13 protein-coding genes are annotated in these 15,366 nt (G+C 70.1%); 11 read left to right on the top strand and 2 right to left on the bottom strand.

Annotation, left to right across the window (positions count from 1 at the left end; all coding sequences use genetic code 11):
* Nucleotides 1-223 precede the first annotated feature (223 nt).
* The 11 genes from ACGFRF_RS36615 to pcaB all read left to right on the top strand — a co-directional run bounded on the left by ACGFRF_RS36615 (nt 224) and on the right by pcaB (nt 14,117).
* Entirely contained in the window at nt 224-1,135 is a 912-nt protein-coding gene (locus tag ACGFRF_RS36615) for an aromatic prenyltransferase (RefSeq protein ID WP_393747588.1), read from the top strand.
* 205 nt (nt 1,136-1,340) lie between these two features.
* The gene (locus tag ACGFRF_RS36620) at nt 1,341-2,576 is read left to right on the top strand and encodes a cytochrome P450 (protein WP_393747710.1); all 1,236 of its coding nucleotides are present in this window, start codon (nt 1,341-1,343) and stop codon (nt 2,574-2,576) included.
* A gap of 243 nt (nt 2,577-2,819) precedes the next feature.
* Nucleotides 2,820-3,800 (top strand): mevalonate kinase, encoded by a 981-nt coding sequence (gene mvk / locus ACGFRF_RS36625; protein ID WP_393747590.1) that lies wholly within the window; start codon nt 2,820-2,822, stop codon nt 3,798-3,800.
* On the top strand, nt 3,790-4,845 hold the full coding sequence (gene mvaD / locus ACGFRF_RS36630; RefSeq protein ID WP_393747592.1) for a diphosphomevalonate decarboxylase: 1,056 nt from the start codon (nt 3,790-3,792) through the stop codon (nt 4,843-4,845). The genes mvk and mvaD overlap by 11 nt, the downstream gene beginning before the upstream one ends.
* Nucleotides 4,842-5,957: a phosphomevalonate kinase gene (locus ACGFRF_RS36635; protein ID WP_393747594.1), complete on the top strand. Its 1,116-nt coding sequence runs from the start codon at nt 4,842-4,844 to the stop codon at nt 5,955-5,957. The genes mvaD and ACGFRF_RS36635 overlap by 4 nt, the downstream gene beginning before the upstream one ends.
* On the top strand, nt 5,954-7,045 hold the full coding sequence (gene fni / locus ACGFRF_RS36640) for a type 2 isopentenyl-diphosphate Delta-isomerase (RefSeq protein WP_393747596.1): 1,092 nt from the start codon (nt 5,954-5,956) through the stop codon (nt 7,043-7,045). Before ACGFRF_RS36635 ends, fni begins: the two co-directional genes overlap by 4 nt.
* A complete protein-coding gene (locus ACGFRF_RS36645; protein WP_393747598.1) occupies nt 7,042-8,100 on the top strand; it encodes a hydroxymethylglutaryl-CoA reductase in 1,059 nt (352 codons plus the stop codon). Before fni ends, ACGFRF_RS36645 begins: the two co-directional genes overlap by 4 nt.
* 4 nt (nt 8,101-8,104) lie before the next feature.
* Nucleotides 8,105-9,280, top strand: a complete 1,176-nt coding sequence (locus ACGFRF_RS36650) for a hydroxymethylglutaryl-CoA synthase (protein ID WP_393747600.1) — start codon at nt 8,105-8,107, stop codon at nt 9,278-9,280.
* 329 nt (nt 9,281-9,609) lie between these two features.
* Nucleotides 9,610-10,584: a 3-oxoacyl-ACP synthase III family protein gene (locus ACGFRF_RS36655; RefSeq protein WP_393747602.1), complete on the top strand. Its 975-nt coding sequence runs from the start codon at nt 9,610-9,612 to the stop codon at nt 10,582-10,584.
* Nucleotides 10,585-10,672: 88 nt separating this feature from the next.
* On the top strand, nt 10,673-12,685 hold the full coding sequence (locus ACGFRF_RS36660) for an FAD/NAD(P)-binding protein (protein ID WP_393747604.1): 2,013 nt from the start codon (nt 10,673-10,675) through the stop codon (nt 12,683-12,685).
* Nucleotides 12,675-14,117 (top strand): 3-carboxy-cis,cis-muconate cycloisomerase, encoded by a 1,443-nt coding sequence (gene pcaB, locus ACGFRF_RS36665; RefSeq protein WP_393747606.1) that lies wholly within the window; start codon nt 12,675-12,677, stop codon nt 14,115-14,117. Before ACGFRF_RS36660 ends, pcaB begins: the two co-directional genes overlap by 11 nt.
* A 118-nt stretch (nt 14,118-14,235) precedes the next feature.
* Here the strand turns inward: pcaB and ACGFRF_RS36670 are convergent, their stop codons facing one another.
* Nucleotides 14,236-14,418: a hypothetical protein gene (locus ACGFRF_RS36670; protein WP_393747608.1), complete on the bottom strand. Its 183-nt coding sequence runs from the start codon at nt 14,416-14,418 to the stop codon at nt 14,236-14,238.
* On the bottom strand, nt 14,415-14,894 hold the full coding sequence (locus tag ACGFRF_RS36675) for a hypothetical protein (RefSeq protein ID WP_393747609.1): 480 nt from the start codon (nt 14,892-14,894) through the stop codon (nt 14,415-14,417). The genes ACGFRF_RS36670 and ACGFRF_RS36675 overlap by 4 nt, the downstream gene beginning before the upstream one ends.
* Nucleotides 14,895-15,366: the final 472 nt, after the last annotated feature.

The raw sequence follows: 15,366 nt of genomic DNA on the forward strand, positions 1-15,366 counted from the left end.
GTGTCACGATTTGAGCACGCCTCCCCTGCCCAAAAGTCGCTCGGAGCTCGCGCACCCTGATCGCGACGGGCAGGTGAAATCGCCGAGGCCGCCGACGAGTTCGGCATTTCCGCTGGGCGTCCGCCCACGCCACCTTTCCCGTCAGGGCCGTTGGAGCCGCACGGCTCACGAGCCCGACCTACGCAATGCACACAGGCACCCAGATGGACTCTTTGGAGCAATGATGTCGGGAACAGTCGATGTGGCGAGTGTCTACTCAGCCATCGAGAAGTCAGCCGGCCTGCTGGACGTCAACGCCTCGCGTGACAAGGTCTGGCCCGTCCTGACCGCGTTCGAGGACGCGCTTCCGCAGGCCGTGATCGCTTTCCGGGTGGCCACCAACGCACGCCACGAGGGGGAGTTCGACGCCCGCTTCACCCTTCCCAAGGAAGTCGATCCGTACGGCGTCGCCCTGTCGAAGGGCCTGATCGCGCCGACGGACCACCCCGTCGGCGCCCTGCTCTCGGACATCCAGAAGCACTGCGCCGTCGACAGTTACGGCGTCGACTTCGGAGTCATCGCCGGGTTCAAGAAGATCTGGGTGTACTTCCCGGGCGGAGAGCACGAGACCCTGGCCAAGCTCACCGGATTCCCGTCCATGCCGCGGAGCCTGGCCGAGAACGCCGACTTCTTCACCCGCTACGGCCTGGCCGAGAAGGTGGACGTGATCGGGATCGACTACGGCAGCCGAACCATGAACGTCTACTTCGCGGCGCCCGCGGAATGCTTCGAGAGGGAGACCGTCCTGGCGATGCACCGGGACATCGGTCTGCCCGAACCGAGCGAGCAGATGTTCAACTTCTGTGAGAAGTCGTTCGGCCTCTACACCACCCTGAACTGGGATTCGCCGAAGATCGAGCGGATCTCCTACGGCGTGAAGACCCAGGATCCGATGGCGTTCTTCGCCCGGCTCGGCACCAAGGTCGAGCACTTCGTGAAGAGTGTTCCGTACGGTGTCGACGACCCCAAGATGGTCTACGCCGCCGTCACGTCCACCGGCGAGGAATACTACAAGCTGCAGTCGTACTACCGCTGGCGCTCCGTCAGCCGGTTGAACACCGCTTACATCGCCGCCCGCGACAAGGAATCCGCATAACCGCGGAAACGGTTCACGCACCTTCAGAGAATCCCGCCTGTGGCGGGATTCTCTGTTTTCAGCTGCTCACGCAGTGAAGCGGTTCGGCGGGCCGCCGACGTACCACAGTTCAGATTCAGCTCGGAATGCACACAGAATTGTGTACGAGAGGTGAGCGCAAATGACGAGTCACGAACACGACAGTCCGGCGTTCCAGTTCAGCCGAATGGAGAGCCTCCTTCGCGGACATCCGGTCCGCAGCCTGACAGTGGACGGCGTCGACGCCGTATTCGTCAAGGATCCGGTCCTGGTGCGCAGGATACTGGTGAGCGAGAGCAAGCACTACGGAAAGGGTGAACTCTTCCGGAAGGCCAGGAACCTCAGCCGGGTGGGCATGCTCTCGGAAGACGAAGCCATGCACCGGCACTACCGGCGTCTGGCCAACCCCTACCTGCGGTCGACCAAGGTCGATGAATACGTTCCCGCCATGCGTGACATCGTCCGTGGTGTCGTGTCCTCATGGCGCGCCGGCAACGCTGTGGACATCCAGACCGAGATGTGCCGGATCTCCTGTGCGATCGCGGTCGAGACGCTCATCACCGGGCTGCCGTCCGAGACGACGGAAGCCCTGAGCGAGCGTCTTTCCCGGTTGGCCTGGGAAATGATCAGGAAGCCGCTGTACGGAAAATCAGCAGCCCGAGCGGCGCGACCGGGCGCGTCCAAGCGGCTGTCCCAGGCGCGCAAGGAGTTCCGCGACCTGCTCGCCGCATGCATCGCCGATCTCCTGGACTCTCCCGAAGCCACGGCCGGCTACCTCTCGGCGCTCCTGACGGATTCCGACGAGAAGGGCAACCGAGTCCTGACGGCGGACGAGGTGTGTGAAGAGGCGGTCATGATGCTGACCGCGGCCACGGTCACCACCGCTTCCGTCATGTCATGGGCTCTGCACGTGCTCTCCAAGGAGCCCATGGTCGAGGAGAGGCTCCTCAAGGACCTGGCGCAGAAACGGAACGGAAGCGCCGTACACGACCATGATGCGCCCGGCTACACCCTCCGGTTCCTGATGGAGATCCTGCGACTCTATCCGCCGGTGTGGATCTCGTGCCGCAAGACCCTTTCCGATGTCATGCTCGGCGACTACTCGCTCCCCGCGGGTACGAACGTGGTATTCAGTTCGTACCTGCTGCACCGGGACCCCGAGCGCTATCCGCGTCCGCACCGGTTCGACCCCGACCGGTGGCTCTCCACTCATCCCAGCAAGGTCGACGCCTCCTACATCCCCTTCGGGATCGGGTCGAAGGGGTGCATAGGCGAGCCCTTCGCCTGGCAGGAACTCGAAGTCATCCTCGATGTGGTGACGCAGGAATGGAAGCTGGGCGCCGAGCCCCACAACCATGTGCGCACAGCGCCGGAGACCACGCTCCATCCCCGCCGCCTGCTCATGGTCCCCCAGCCGCGGTAACCGGTGACGGCCTGCTCCAGGCCGCCGGCCACCCGTAGGGGTTCACACCTTCCGTCCTGCGTCGCGGCGGTCCCGGGCACCACCGGTGCCACCCGGGCGACCGGTACTCCGATGTGTAGGGCCGCCGGCCGTGACGAAGGCGGCGGCTTCTCTGTTTTCTTCCCGAATCGCTGGACGATGCGATCCACCGCAGAAAGACAAGGGGAGTTGAGTGCGTTGACTCTGCCGACCTCAGCGGAGGGGGTGTCAGAGAACCGCCGGGCTCGTTCCGTCGGCATCGGCCGCGCCCACGCCAAAGCCATTCTGCTCGGCGAGCATGCCGTCGTGTACGGGGCTCCGGCGCTCGCTCTTCCCGTTCCGCAGCTGACGGTCACGGCGAGCGCCGGCTGGTCCCACCGCGGCGCCGACGGACCGGGCGATGTGTCCTTCACGATGACCGGTTCCCCGTCGCGGCCGATGGTGACGCAGGCCTCCGACGGCCTGCGCCGGCTGATCACCGAGTTCACGGCGACCATGGGCGTGGACGACAGACCGAACCTCGACGTGATCATCGACGGCGCCATCCCGCACGGCCGGGGGCTCGGATCCAGCGCGGCCTACGCACGCGCGGTCGTCCACGCCCTCGCCGACCTCTACGGCCGCGACGTCACGGAGAACGAGACGTTCGACCTGGTGCAGACGGCCGAGAACGTGGCGCACGGCCGCTCCAGCGGCGTCGACGCGCGGGCCGTCGGCGCGTCCGCCCCGCTGCTGTTCCAGGCCGGCGAGGTCCAGGAACTGAGCATCGGCTGCGACGGCCTGTTCATCATCGCGGACAGCGGCGTCGTGGGCCGGACCAAGGACGCGGTCGAGCTGCTGCGCGAGGGGTTCCAGCGGCACGACGGAGCGCGGGAGCGGTTCGTGCGCCGCGCGTCGCGGCTCACCGAAGAGGCTCGGCACGCCCTCGCCGCCGGCAAGCCCGAGGAACTCGGTTCGCGGCTGACGGACTACCACGCTCTGCTGCGGGCGGCCGGACTCAGCACCAAGGCCATCGACGCCCTCGTCGAAGCCGCGCTCACGGGAGGCAGCCTCGGAGCCAAGATCACCGGCGGTGGCCTGGGCGGCTGCGTCATCGCCCTGTCCCCACCGGAGCAGGCCAGGGAGGTCACCCAGCAACTCCACGAAGCCGGCGCCGTGCAGACGTGGGTCGTACCGCTGAGAGGGCTTGCCAAGAATGTACTCTGAACACCCGACCACCCCGGTACCCGTGCGGGAGCGAGGCACCGCGGGACGTGCCCTCGCCGTCGCGCACCCGAACATCGCGCTCATCAAGTACTGGGGCAAGCGTGACGAACACCTCGTCCTGCCCCGTGTCGACAGCCTGTCGATGACCCTGGACGTCTTCCCGACGACCACCGGCGTCCGCCTCGACCCCGAGGCCGAGCACGACGAGGTGACCCTGAACGGCCGGCCCGCCGACGGCGAGGCACTGCGCCGCGTCGTCGCCTTCCTGGACCTGGTGCGGGAGCGGGCCGGGCTTGCCCACAGGGCCGTCGTGGACACCGAGAACACGGTCCCCACCGGGGCGGGCCTCGCATCCTCCGCGAGCGGATTCGCCGCCCTCGCCGTCGCCGCGGCGGCCGCCTACGGGCTCGACCTCGACGCCACCGCCCTGTCGCGGCTGGCCCGGCGCGGCTCCGGTTCGGCGTCCCGGTCGGTCTTCGGCGGTTTCGCGATGTGGCACGCGGGCCTGGACCTCGGCACCGCGGCGGAGGCCGACCTCAGCTCCTACGCCGAGCCGGTGCCCGCCGCGGACCTCGACCCGGCCATGGTCATCGCCGTGGTCGACGCGGGCCCCAAGACCGTGTCCAGCCGGGCGGCCATGCGGCGGACCGTCGACACCTCCCCGCTGTACGAGCCGTGGGCCGTCTCCAGCAAGGACGACCTGACCGAGATGCGCGCGGCGCTGCTCGCCGGCGACATCGAAGCGGTCGGGGAGATCGCGGAGCGCAATGCGCTCGGCATGCACGCGACCATGCTCGCGGCGCGCCCGGCCGTGCGCTACCTGTCACCGGCCACGCTCACCGTCCTCGACAGCGTGCTCCGGCTCCGGCGGGACGGCATTGCGGCCTACGCCACCATGGACGCCGGACCCAACGTCAAGGTGCTGTGCCGCCGTGCGGACGCCGACCAGGTCGCCACGACCGTGCGCGACGCCGTCACGGACGGCTCGGTGCTCGTCGCCGGGCCGGGGCCGGGCGCACGCCTGCTGCACGGGGACGGTCGGTGACCGGGCAGCGCACCGTGGTGAGGCGCGCACCGGGCAAGTTGTTCGTCGCGGGGGAGTACGCGGTGGTCGACCCCGGCAACCCGGCGATCCTCGTCGCGGTCGACCGCTACATCACCGTCACGGTGACCGGCCCCGCCGAAGCGGGCGTCGACATCTCCTCCGACCTCGGCCCGCGCGGCGTACGCCGGCAGTGGCGGGACGGCCGGCTCAGCCCGTACGGCACGGACGGCGAGCGGGACACGCGCGCGGGACTCGCCCACGTGCTGTCCGCGATCGAGACCGTGGCCCGGCTGCTGACCGAACGCGGCTTTCCCGCACCGGCGTTCAGCGTGACGGTCGAAAGCGGACTGCACGACAACGGCACCAAGTACGGACTGGGATCCAGCGGCGCGGTGACCGTGGCGACCGTCGCCGCCGTCGCCGCGTTCTGCGGCCTCACCCTGTCCGACGAGGAGCGGTTCCGGCTCGCCCTGCTGGCCACCGCCGAGATCGACCCCAAGGGCTCCGGCGGCGACCTCGCCGCCAGCACCTGGGGCGGCTGGATCAGCTACCAGGCGCCCGACCGGAGCGCCGTGCTCGCCCTCGCCCGCAGCCGCGGCGTCGAGGAGGCACTCCGGGCGCCCTGGCCCGGGTACGAAGCGCGCCGGCTGCCGGGGCCCGAGGGCCTCTCGCTGGAGGTCGGCTGGACCGGAGACCCGGCCTCCACCGCGACCCTGGTGTCCGACCTGCACCGACGGCCCTGGCGCGGCACCGCCTCCCACCACAGGTTCGTCCGGACCACCACCGACTGTGTGCGCGCGGCGAGCGCCGCACTGGAGCGAGGAGACGGCCAGGAACTGCTGGACCAGATCCGGCGGGCCCGGCGGGAACTGGCCCGCCTGGACGACGAGGTCGGCCTGGGAGTCTTCACGCCCCGGCTGACGGCGCTGTGCGAGGCCGCCGAAGCCCTCGGAGGCGCCGCCAAGCCCTCCGGTGCGGGCGGCGGCGACTGCGGCATCGCGCTGCTGGACGCCGAAGCCTCGCGGGACATCGCCCGATTGCGCGAACGGTGGGCCTCGGCCGGGGTGGTGCCCCTGCCGATCCGTCCCGCCGCGGAAGGGAACGAGGAATGATCGCTCAACGCAAGGACGACCACGTCCGGCTCGCTGTCGAGCAACAGCAGCAGCACAGCGGACGCAACCAGTTCGACGAGGTGTCGTTCGTCCACCACGCCCTGGCCGGCCTCGACCGGCCCGACGTCTCACTGGCCACCACCTTCGCCGGCATCTCCTGGCAGGTGCCGCTGTACATCAACGCGATGACCGGTGGCAGCGAGAAGACCGGCATCATCAACCGGGACCTGGCCGTCGCCGCCCGCGAGACCGGCGTGCCCATCGCGTCCGGGTCCATGAGCGCCTACTTCAAGGACCCGGACTGCGCCGACACGTTCAGCGTGCTGCGCAAGGAGAACCCGGACGGGTTCGTCATCGCCAACGTCAACGCGACGGCCTCCGTCGACAAGGCGCGCAGGGCCATCGACCTGATCCGGGCCGACGCCCTGCAGATTCACGTCAACACCGTGCAGGAAACGGTGATGCCGGAGGGCGACAGGTCGTTCTCGTCCTGGGTCCCGCAGATCGCGAAGATGGCGGCCGGCGTCGACGTCCCCGTGATCGTCAAGGAGGTCGGCTTCGGGCTGAGCCGCGAGACCGTCCGCCTGCTGGACAGCCTGGGCGTGCGGGTCGCCGACCTCGGCGGCCGGGGCGGCACCGACTTCGCCCGCATCGAGAACGGCCGGCGCGAACTCGGCGACTACGCCTACCTCCACGGCTGGGGCCAGTCCACCGCCGCCTGCCTCCTGGACGCGCAGGACGCCCCCCTCCCCGTCCTCGCCTCCGGTGGGGTGCGCAACCCCCTCGACGTGGCCCGCGCGCTGGCGCTCGGCGCCTGCGGCGTCGGCGTCTCCGGCGGCTTCCTGCGCACCCTCCTCGACGGTGGTGTGGCGGCGCTGATCGCGCAGATCTCCACCTGGCTCGACCAACTGGCCGCGCTCCAGACCATGCTCGGCGCCCGCACCCCCGCCGACCTCACGCACTGCGATCTCCTGATCCACGGCGAGCTGCGCGACTTCTGCGCCGACCGGGGCATCGACACCCGGCCGTTCGCCCGCCGTTCCAGCACCCTTGACGTCCCCGACGAGATGACGGGAAGCACACGATGACTGAGAACGCGATCGCCGGCGTCCCGATGAGGTGGGTGGGCCCCCTGCGCATCTCGGGGAACGTGGCCACCACCGAGACCCCGGTCCCGCTCGCCACCTACGAGTCGCCGCTGTGGCCCTCCGTGGGCCGGGGCGCGAAGGTCTCCATGCTGTCCGAGCGGGGCATCGTGGCGACCCTCGTCGACGAGCGGATGACCCGGTCGGTGCTCGTGGAGGCGGAGGACGCGCAGACCGCGCTGACGGCCGCGCGGACCATCGACGCGCGCATCGACGAACTGCGCGAGGTGGTGCGCACCTGCAGCCGGTTCGCCGAACTGATCGGCATCCGCCACGAGATCAACGCCAACCTGCTGTTCATCCGGTTCGAGTTCAACACCGGCGACGCCTCCGGCCACAACATGGCCACACTCGCCTCCGACGTGCTCCTGGGCCACCTGCTGGAGACGATCCCGGGCATCTCCTACGGATCGATCTCGGGGAACTACTGCACGGACAAGAAGGCGACCGCGATCAACGGCATCCTCGGCCGCGGCAAGAACGTGGTCACCGAGCTGCTCGTACCGCGTGACGTGGTCGAGGGTGTCCTGCACACCACGGCCGCCAAGATCGTCGAGCTGAACATCCGCAAGAACATGCTCGGCACCCTGCTCGCCGGCGGCATCCGCTCGGCCAACGCCCACTTCGCGAACATGCTGCTCGGCTTCTACCTGGCCACCGGCCAGGACGCGGCCAACATCGTCGAGGGCTCCCAGGGCGTCGTCATGGCCGAGGACCGGGACGGGGACCTCTACTTCGCCTGCACCCTGCCCAACCTGATCGTGGGCACCGTCGGCAACGGCAAGGGGCTCGGCTTCGTGGAGACCAACCTCACCCGGCTCGGTTGCCGGACCGAGCGTGCCCCCGGGGAGAACGCGCGCCGACTCGCCGTCATCGCGGCGGCGACCGTGCTGTGCGGTGAGCTCTCCCTGCTTGCGGCCCAGACGAACCCGGGCGAACTCATGCGTGCACACGTCCAGCTGGAACGCGACAACAAGACCGCAAAGGTTGGTGTTTAGGGACATGGCCAGCGATTCCGCCATAGGTATCCACGATCTGTCGTTCGCGACAACCGAGTACGTTCTGCCGCACACGGTCCTCGCCCAGCACAACGGCACCGAGATCGGCAAGTACCACCAGGGCATCGGCCAGCAGTCGATGAGCGTGCCCGCCGCCGACGAGGACATCGTGACCATCGGCGCGGCCGCTGCCGCGCCCCTCATCGAGCGGCACGGCAGCGACGGGATCCGAACGATCATCTTCGCGACCGAGTCCTCGATCGACCAGGCGAAGTCGGCCGGCATCTACGTCCACTCGCTGCTCGGGCTTCCCTCGGCCACCCGCGTCGTCGAACTCAAGCAGGCCTGCTACGGGGCGACGGCGGCCCTTCAGTTCGCCATCGGCCTGGTGCGCCGCGACCCGGCGCAGCGGGTCCTCGTGGTCGCCAGCGACGTCTCCAAGTACGAGCTGGACAGCCCGGGTGAGGCCACCCAGGGCGCCGCCGCCGTGGCCATGCTGGTCGGCGCCGATCCCGCGCTGGTACGCATCGAGGAGCCGTCGGGCGTGTACACCGCCGACGTCATGGACTTCTGGCGGCCGAACTACCGCGAGGCCGCCCTGGTCGACGGCCAGGAGTCCATCGGCGCGTATCTGCTGGCCGTGCAGGGCAGCTGGAAGGACTACACGGAGCAGGGCGGACGCGCGCTCGACGAGTTCGCCGCCTTCTGCTACCACCAGCCGTTCACGAAGATGGCCTACAAGGCCCACCGCCAGCTGCTCAACTACTGCGGCTCCGACATCGACGAGGACCGCGTCACCCGTGACCTCGGGCTGACCACGGCCTACAACAAGGTCATCGGCAACAGCTACACCGCCTCGGTCTACCTCGGACTCGCCGGGCTGCTCGACCAGGCGGACGATCTGACCGGCCAGGCCGTCGGCTTCCTGAGCTACGGCTCGGGCAGCGTCGCCGAGTTCTTCGCCGGCACCGTCGTCCCCGGCTACCGGGAGCACCTGCGCACCGAGGCGCACCGCGAGGCGATCGACCGGCGCAAGCCCGTCGACTACGCCCGCTACCGCGAGCTGCACGAGCGCACCTTCCCGGCCGACGGCGGCGACCACCCCACCCCGGCCGAGACCACGGGCCCCTTCCGGCTGGCGGCCCTGCGCGGCCACAAGCGCATCTACGAGACGCGCTAGCCCCCATACGCCAGTACGTGCGTGCCACCGGCCGCACCACGTCATCGGCGTGCACCGGCCGACACGGTCGAGCACGAAGACGAGGACCAGCCGATCGCTGGTGTCGTCGATCGCCCTCATACACGGTGCCCTGCCGGCGGGGCCGGTGCCCGGCGCACCGGCCCGTGCCCCGGGCACCGTTCACCGCGCCAGGGGCGCCCACCGGTGGTCCGACCGAGGACCCGCCGGCCGGGCCCCTGTGTGGGGGTCCGGTTTCCTGCCGGCGACGGCCGCTCCTTCGCCGCCGTTCGCACAGCCAGTTCAAGACCACCTGAGGGGAAGACAGGCGCATGACCGAAGTCGGGGTCCTCGGTACGGGTGCTTACGTGCCGGACCGGGTTGTCTCCAATGACGAAGTCGGAGCGGCGGCGGGGGTCGATGACGCCTGGGTCATCCGCAAGACCGCGATCCGGGAACGCCGCTGGGCCGCCCCCGAGCAGGCCACGTCGGACCTGGCCGCGGCCGCGGGGCGGGCCGCGCTGCGGTCGGCCGGCATCACCGCCGACCAGTTGTCCGCGATCGTCGTCGCCACCTCCACACCCGACCGGCCCCAGCCCCCCACCGCCGCCTATGTGCAGCACCTGCTCGGCGCCGTCGACGCGGCCGCGTTCGACGTCAACGCCGTCTGCTCCGGCGAGGTGTTCGCGCTCGCCGCGGCCGAGGGCATCCTCGCCCGGCGCGGCGGCCACGCGCTGGTCATCGGCGCCGACGTGTACTCGCGCATCCTGAACCCGGCCGACCGCAGGACGGTCGTGCTGTTCGGCGACGGCGCCGGTGCGATGGTCCTGGGCCTGGGCGGGGGAGCGCGCATCCGCAATGTCACCGCGCACACCTTCGGCGAGTTGTCCGGCCTGATCGAGGTGCCCGCCGGCGGCAGCCGGCTGCCCGCCGACCAGGCCGCCCTGGACGCCGGCCTGCAGTACTTCACGATGGACGGCCGGGCGGTGCGCAGCTTCGTCGAGGACCGCCTGCCCCTGCTGACCAAGCAGTTCCTCCACGAGAGCGGCGTCGGCCCCGACGACATCAGCCACTTCGTCCCGCACCAGGCCAACGGCGTCATGCTCGACACCGTCTTCGGGGAACTGGCCCTGTCCAGGGCCACCATGCACCTCTCGCTGACGCACTACGGCAACACGGGAGCCGCCTCCATCCCGATCACCTTGGCCGAGACCGCCCGCACGGGCGCCTTCCGACCGGGTGACCTGATCCTCCTGGCCGGCTTCGGCGGAGGCATGGCGGCGGGATTCGCGCTGGTCGAGTGGTGAAGTCGTCGCCCGCTTGACGCCTTGTGAGCCACCGGCGCGGAACCTGCGGTCCTTGCTGTGTTTCTCGACATCGGCAGAAACAGGAACCATGACAACGAGACATTGCACTGTGGGCGTCATAGGCAGCGGCCCGCGCGGGCTCTCGGTGGTCGAACGACTCTGCGCCAACGCCCGCTCGCAGCCCGAGGGCAGCACCGTCCACGTCCATGTGGTCGACCCCTACCCGCCCGGCTCCGGCAAGGTGTGGCGCACCGATCAGTCCCGTCACCTGCTGATGAACACCGTGGCCGGACAGATATCGGTGTTCACCGACGCCTCCGTCGACCTGCAGGGCCCCCTGGAACCGGGGCCGAGCCTGCACGAGTGGGCCATGGCGCTCGTCGCGGGCCGCTTCGGAGACGACCATCCCGGCCACGTCCTCGACGAAGCCCGCGCGCTGGGACCCGACACCTACCCGACCCGCGCGTTCTACGGCCGGTACCTGCGGTGGGCGTACCAGCGCATCCTCGAGGGCGCGCCCGCCGGGCTGACCGTCACCGCGCACGCCTCGCTCGCGGTGGCCCTGGACGACGATCCGGACGCCGGGAACCGATCCGCGCAGCGGGTGGTGCTCGAGGACGGAACCGTGCTCGCGGGCCTGGACGCCGTGATCCTGTGCCAGGGACACCTGCCGGCCCGCGCGGACGCCGCCGCGCGGGAGTTCGCCTCCCGGGTGCGGAGGACCGGACTGGGTTACATCGCACCGGCCAACCCGGCAGACGTCGACCTGGACGTGCTGTCCCCGGGCACCAAGGTGCTGCTGCGCGGGCTCGGGCTCAACTTCTTCGACTACATGGCCGAACTCACCGTCGGTCGCGGCGGCTCCTTCTCCCGGGCCGAGGGGCAGCTCGTCTACCACCCCTGCGGGCGGGAGCCGCGGCTCTACGCCGGGTCCCGGCGCGGCATCCCGCACCAGGCCCGGGGCGAGAACGAGAAAGGCCCGCACGGCCGTCACGAGCCGCTCCTGCTCACCGCCGAGCGCATCGCGGAGCTGCGCCGCACCCACGAGCACTCCGGGCTCGACTTCAAGAAGGACCTGTGGCCGCTGATCTCCCACGAGGTCGAGGCCGTCTACTACCGGACGCTGTTCACGTCACGCGGACACATCTCCAGGGCCCAGCAGCTCCAGGACGACTTCCTGGCGGCCGGACCGGGGGAGCGGGCCAAGGACGCCGTCCTCTCGGCGTACGGCATCGGCGAGAAGTACCGCTGGGACTGGGAACTGATCGCCCGCCCGTACCGGGACCGGGAGTTCACCAGCCCCTGGGACTTCACCGACTGGCTCCTCGACCACCTGCGCAAGGACGTCGCGGAAGCCAGGTCCGGCAACGTCAGCGGCCCGATCAAGGCCGCGCTCGACGTCCTGCGGGACCTGCGCAACGAGATCCGCCTCGCGGTCGACCACGGTGGCCTGCACGGCGACTCGTACCGCACCGACCTGGACAACTGGTACACCCCGCTCAACGCGTACCTGTCGATCGGACCGCCCGCGCGACGCGTCGAGGAGATGATCGCGCTGATCGAGGCCGGCGTGCTGAAGGTGGTCGGACCGGACCTTCGGGTGACGGCCGACGGCAACGGATACACCGTCGCCTCACCGCTCGTGCCCCGCTCCGGGGTCCGGGTGGACGCGCTCGTCGAGGCACGCCTGCCCGACATCACGCTGAGCCGCACCGACGATCCGCTGCTGCGCCATCTGCTGGACACCGGACAGTGCAGCACCTACCGCATCCCCACGCGATCCGGTGGCCTGTACGAGAGCGACGGACTGGCCGTCACCGGGCGGCCGTTCCGCCTGATCGACGCGGCGGGACGGGCGCACCCCCGCCGCTTCGCGTTCGGCGTGCCCACGGAGTCGGTGCACTGGGTGACGGCCGCGGGCATCCGGCCCGGCGTGAACTCTGTGACCCTCACCGACTCCGACGCCATCGCCCGCGCGGCCCTCGCCTGCGGCGGCGAGGGCGGACGGGACGGCGCGGTGGGAACGACGGCCACCCGTGGCGGGCAGGCCGGGGGCGGACAGCAAGCTCACACAGGACAAGGACTCACCCATGCCCACTGACACCACCCTCACCGCGGACACGGGGGCCCGCCCGGCGCCGCTGCCGGCAGACCCCGGTCTGCTGGCACCGGTCTGGGCGGGCACCCCTGTCCTGGCCGCGGTGTCCGACGGGGCGTGGCTGCAGGCCATGCTGGACGCCGAAGCGGCGCTGAGCCGGGCGCAGGCCCGGCTCGGCACGGTGCCCGCGACCGCCGCACGGGTGATCACCGAGGCCGCGCGGGCCGACCGTCTGGACCTGCTCGCCCTGGCCCGGCAGGCGCGCGAGTCCGCCAACCCGGTGGTGGCGCTGGTGCGGGAGTTCACCGCGCTGGTGGCGGGCCGGGACACCGAGGCGGCCCGATATGTGCACCGCGGTTCGACCAGCCAGGACATCCTCGACACGGCGACCGTCCTGGTCGCCGGCCGGGCTCTGCGGCTGATCCGCGCCGACCTCCGACGTGTCGAGGAGGCGCTGGCCGTCCTCGCCCGGGACCACAGGGACACGCTGATCGCGGGCCGGACCCTGGCCCTGCACGCGGTGCCCACGACGTTCGGGCTCAAAGCCGCGGGCTGGCGCCATCTCGTCCTGGACGCGGCACAGAAACTCGACGCACTGACCGCCGAGGGACTTCCCGTCCAACTCGGCGGCGCCGCCGGAACCTTGGCCGGCTACCTCGCGTTCGCGCCGGACGCCGACCCGGCCGTCTACGTCCAGGAGCTGACCGAGGCGTTCGCGGCCGAACTGGGGCTGTCCGCCCCCCTGGTGCCGTGGCACGTGCTGCGCACGCCCGTGGTGGATGTGGCCGCGGCCGCCGCGTTCCTGTGCGGAGCCCTCGGCAAGATCGCCGTCGACGTGCTGTCCCTGACCCGGACCGAGGTCGGCGAGGTGCACGAGCCGGCGCCCAGCGGCCGGGGCGCGTCCTCGGCGATGCCGCACAAGCGCAACCCCGTCCTGGCGACGGCCATCAGATCCGCCGCCCTGCAGGCGCCGCAGCTCGCCGCGACGGTGCTGGGCTGTCTGCCGAGCGAGGACGAGCGGTCCGCCGGCGCCTGGCACGCCGAATGGGAGCCCCTGCGCACCCTGCTGCGGCTGGCCGGAGGCGCGGCGCACCAGGCGGTGGAACTCGTCTCCCAGCTGTCGGTGGACCCGTGGCGCATGCGCGCCAACACGCAGATCACCGGGGGACAGATCGTCTCCGAGCGGATCGCCGTCGTCCTCACCCCGTTGCTCGGCAAGGCCCAGGCCCGCGACCTGCTGAACGAGGCGTCCGCCCGCTCGGCGCGCACCGGCGAGCCGCTGGCCGACATCCTGCGGCGGGACGGCCGGGTGTCGGCCGTCCTCGCCGACGCCCGGCTGACCGACCTGTTCGAGCCGGAGGCGTACACCGGGGCCGCGGGCCCGCTGACGGACCGCGCGCTGTCCCGGTCACTGCCCTCGACGGGCGGGCGATAAGCCGTGAGCGTCGGGAGCCCGGCAGGGGCTCCCGACGCTCACAAAGGCCGCTGTCGCACCCGCAGATACCCCGCCGACCTGCGTGAATGCCGTGGCAACCACGATGTGCGGCTCCTGTCTAACCTCGTCGTCGCAGCGCGATCTGCGTGAGTTCGTCTATGTCGAACTCGGACCGGCCCGGTGTGCCGTAGCGGGTGATCTTCCCGCGGCTCACCCATTTGCGGATCGTCGCTTCGGACACACCCGCGGCGAGTGCGGCCACATTGGTGGGCACCAACCGGTGGCGCGGCGGTTTCCTCATGCGTGGACGGTCTTCCGTTGCCGCTCCATGAGCGGCCGGAGAGTGATCCATTCGTGCATTTCCCAGCTGTGTCCCGACGAACACCGAATGCTTCTCCTGTCTGTGTTCCCGATCTGCTTCGGCGACGTGTCGATCGTCCCCGTGCAGCTGTCGACAACACAGTCCCAGGTGAAGACAGGAAGTTCGCTGGAGTCTGGGTCGATGGTGCGCAGCAGTTCCTGCCGAAGACCGTCGATCTCTTCTGCGAAATCAGCCGCCGGAGGCTGAGCGGTGAGCCACTCCAGGTTGATCAGCAAAAAGTCGGCCAAGTGGGGAACCGAACGTGTGGGGACGGCTTTCCCGAGTTCGTCGGCGGCGAAATCCGACCATGACTCAAGAATCGTGAGGATGTTGTGCCGGGCATCCAGCGCGGACAGGTTCAGCTGATCCCTGCTCCGGCTCCCGGACACCCGCGTCTGGTGCATCCGCCTGGACACGGGCGATATGTGGTGCAGACTCTCCTGGTAGAGACCGGGGAGCGTACGCAGGTTGCCCTCCAGTCGCCGGACGCACGGGGCGCAGAGGACGGACCCGGTCGCTTCGCCGGGTTCCCGAGTGTGCGTTTTGGGGCAGGCGTGAGAGTCCATTCAATCTCCTTCGTGAGGTGACTTGCCCGAAAAGCAGGTCCTGGAGAGGGGGAGAGCCGGCATGCCGGACCCCACGCCGAAATCACTGAAAGGCTCCACGGCTGTGACCGGACGGTCCGATTCGGGGATTTCGGCACAGGATTCGCATCCGGCCCGGTGAGCGGTGCCCTTGTTCAATGGATACAGTGCGTCATGTGCGTTCCATACCCCCCGGGCGCTCCCCAGACTTAACTATGGGTGCACAGGGAGGTTTCCACGGGACAGTTGAGGGTGTCAACGTTCACCGTTCGCAGTCCATCGGCCCTAAAGGGGAACTCCAGAT

The sequence above is a fragment of the Streptomyces sp. NPDC048521 genome, from assembly GCF_043199855.1.
Lineage (GTDB): Bacteria > Actinomycetota > Actinomycetes > Streptomycetales > Streptomycetaceae > Streptomyces.

Excerpts from the sequence above, each read along its gene's own strand:
- ACGFRF_RS36615 (WP_393747588.1), top strand. The coding sequence starts at position 224 with ATGTCGGGAACAGTCGATGTGGCGAGTGTCTACTCAGCCATCGAGAAG.
- ACGFRF_RS36620 (WP_393747710.1), top strand. The coding sequence starts at position 1,341 with ATGGAGAGCCTCCTTCGCGGACATCCGGTCCGCAGCCTGACAGTGGAC.
- mvaD (WP_393747592.1), top strand. The coding sequence starts at position 3,790 with ATGTACTCTGAACACCCGACCACCCCGGTACCCGTGCGGGAGCGAGGC.
- fni (WP_393747596.1), top strand. The coding sequence starts at position 5,954 with ATGATCGCTCAACGCAAGGACGACCACGTCCGGCTCGCTGTCGAGCAA.
- ACGFRF_RS36645 (WP_393747598.1), top strand. The coding sequence starts at position 7,042 with ATGACTGAGAACGCGATCGCCGGCGTCCCGATGAGGTGGGTGGGCCCC.
- ACGFRF_RS36650 (WP_393747600.1), top strand. The coding sequence starts at position 8,105 with ATGGCCAGCGATTCCGCCATAGGTATCCACGATCTGTCGTTCGCGACA.
- ACGFRF_RS36655 (WP_393747602.1), top strand. The coding sequence starts at position 9,610 with ATGACCGAAGTCGGGGTCCTCGGTACGGGTGCTTACGTGCCGGACCGG.
- ACGFRF_RS36660 (WP_393747604.1), top strand. The coding sequence starts at position 10,673 with ATGACAACGAGACATTGCACTGTGGGCGTCATAGGCAGCGGCCCGCGC.
- pcaB (WP_393747606.1), top strand. The coding sequence starts at position 12,675 with ATGCCCACTGACACCACCCTCACCGCGGACACGGGGGCCCGCCCGGCG.
- ACGFRF_RS36670 (WP_393747608.1), bottom strand. The coding sequence starts at position 14,418 with ATGAGGAAACCGCCGCGCCACCGGTTGGTGCCCACCAATGTGGCCGCA.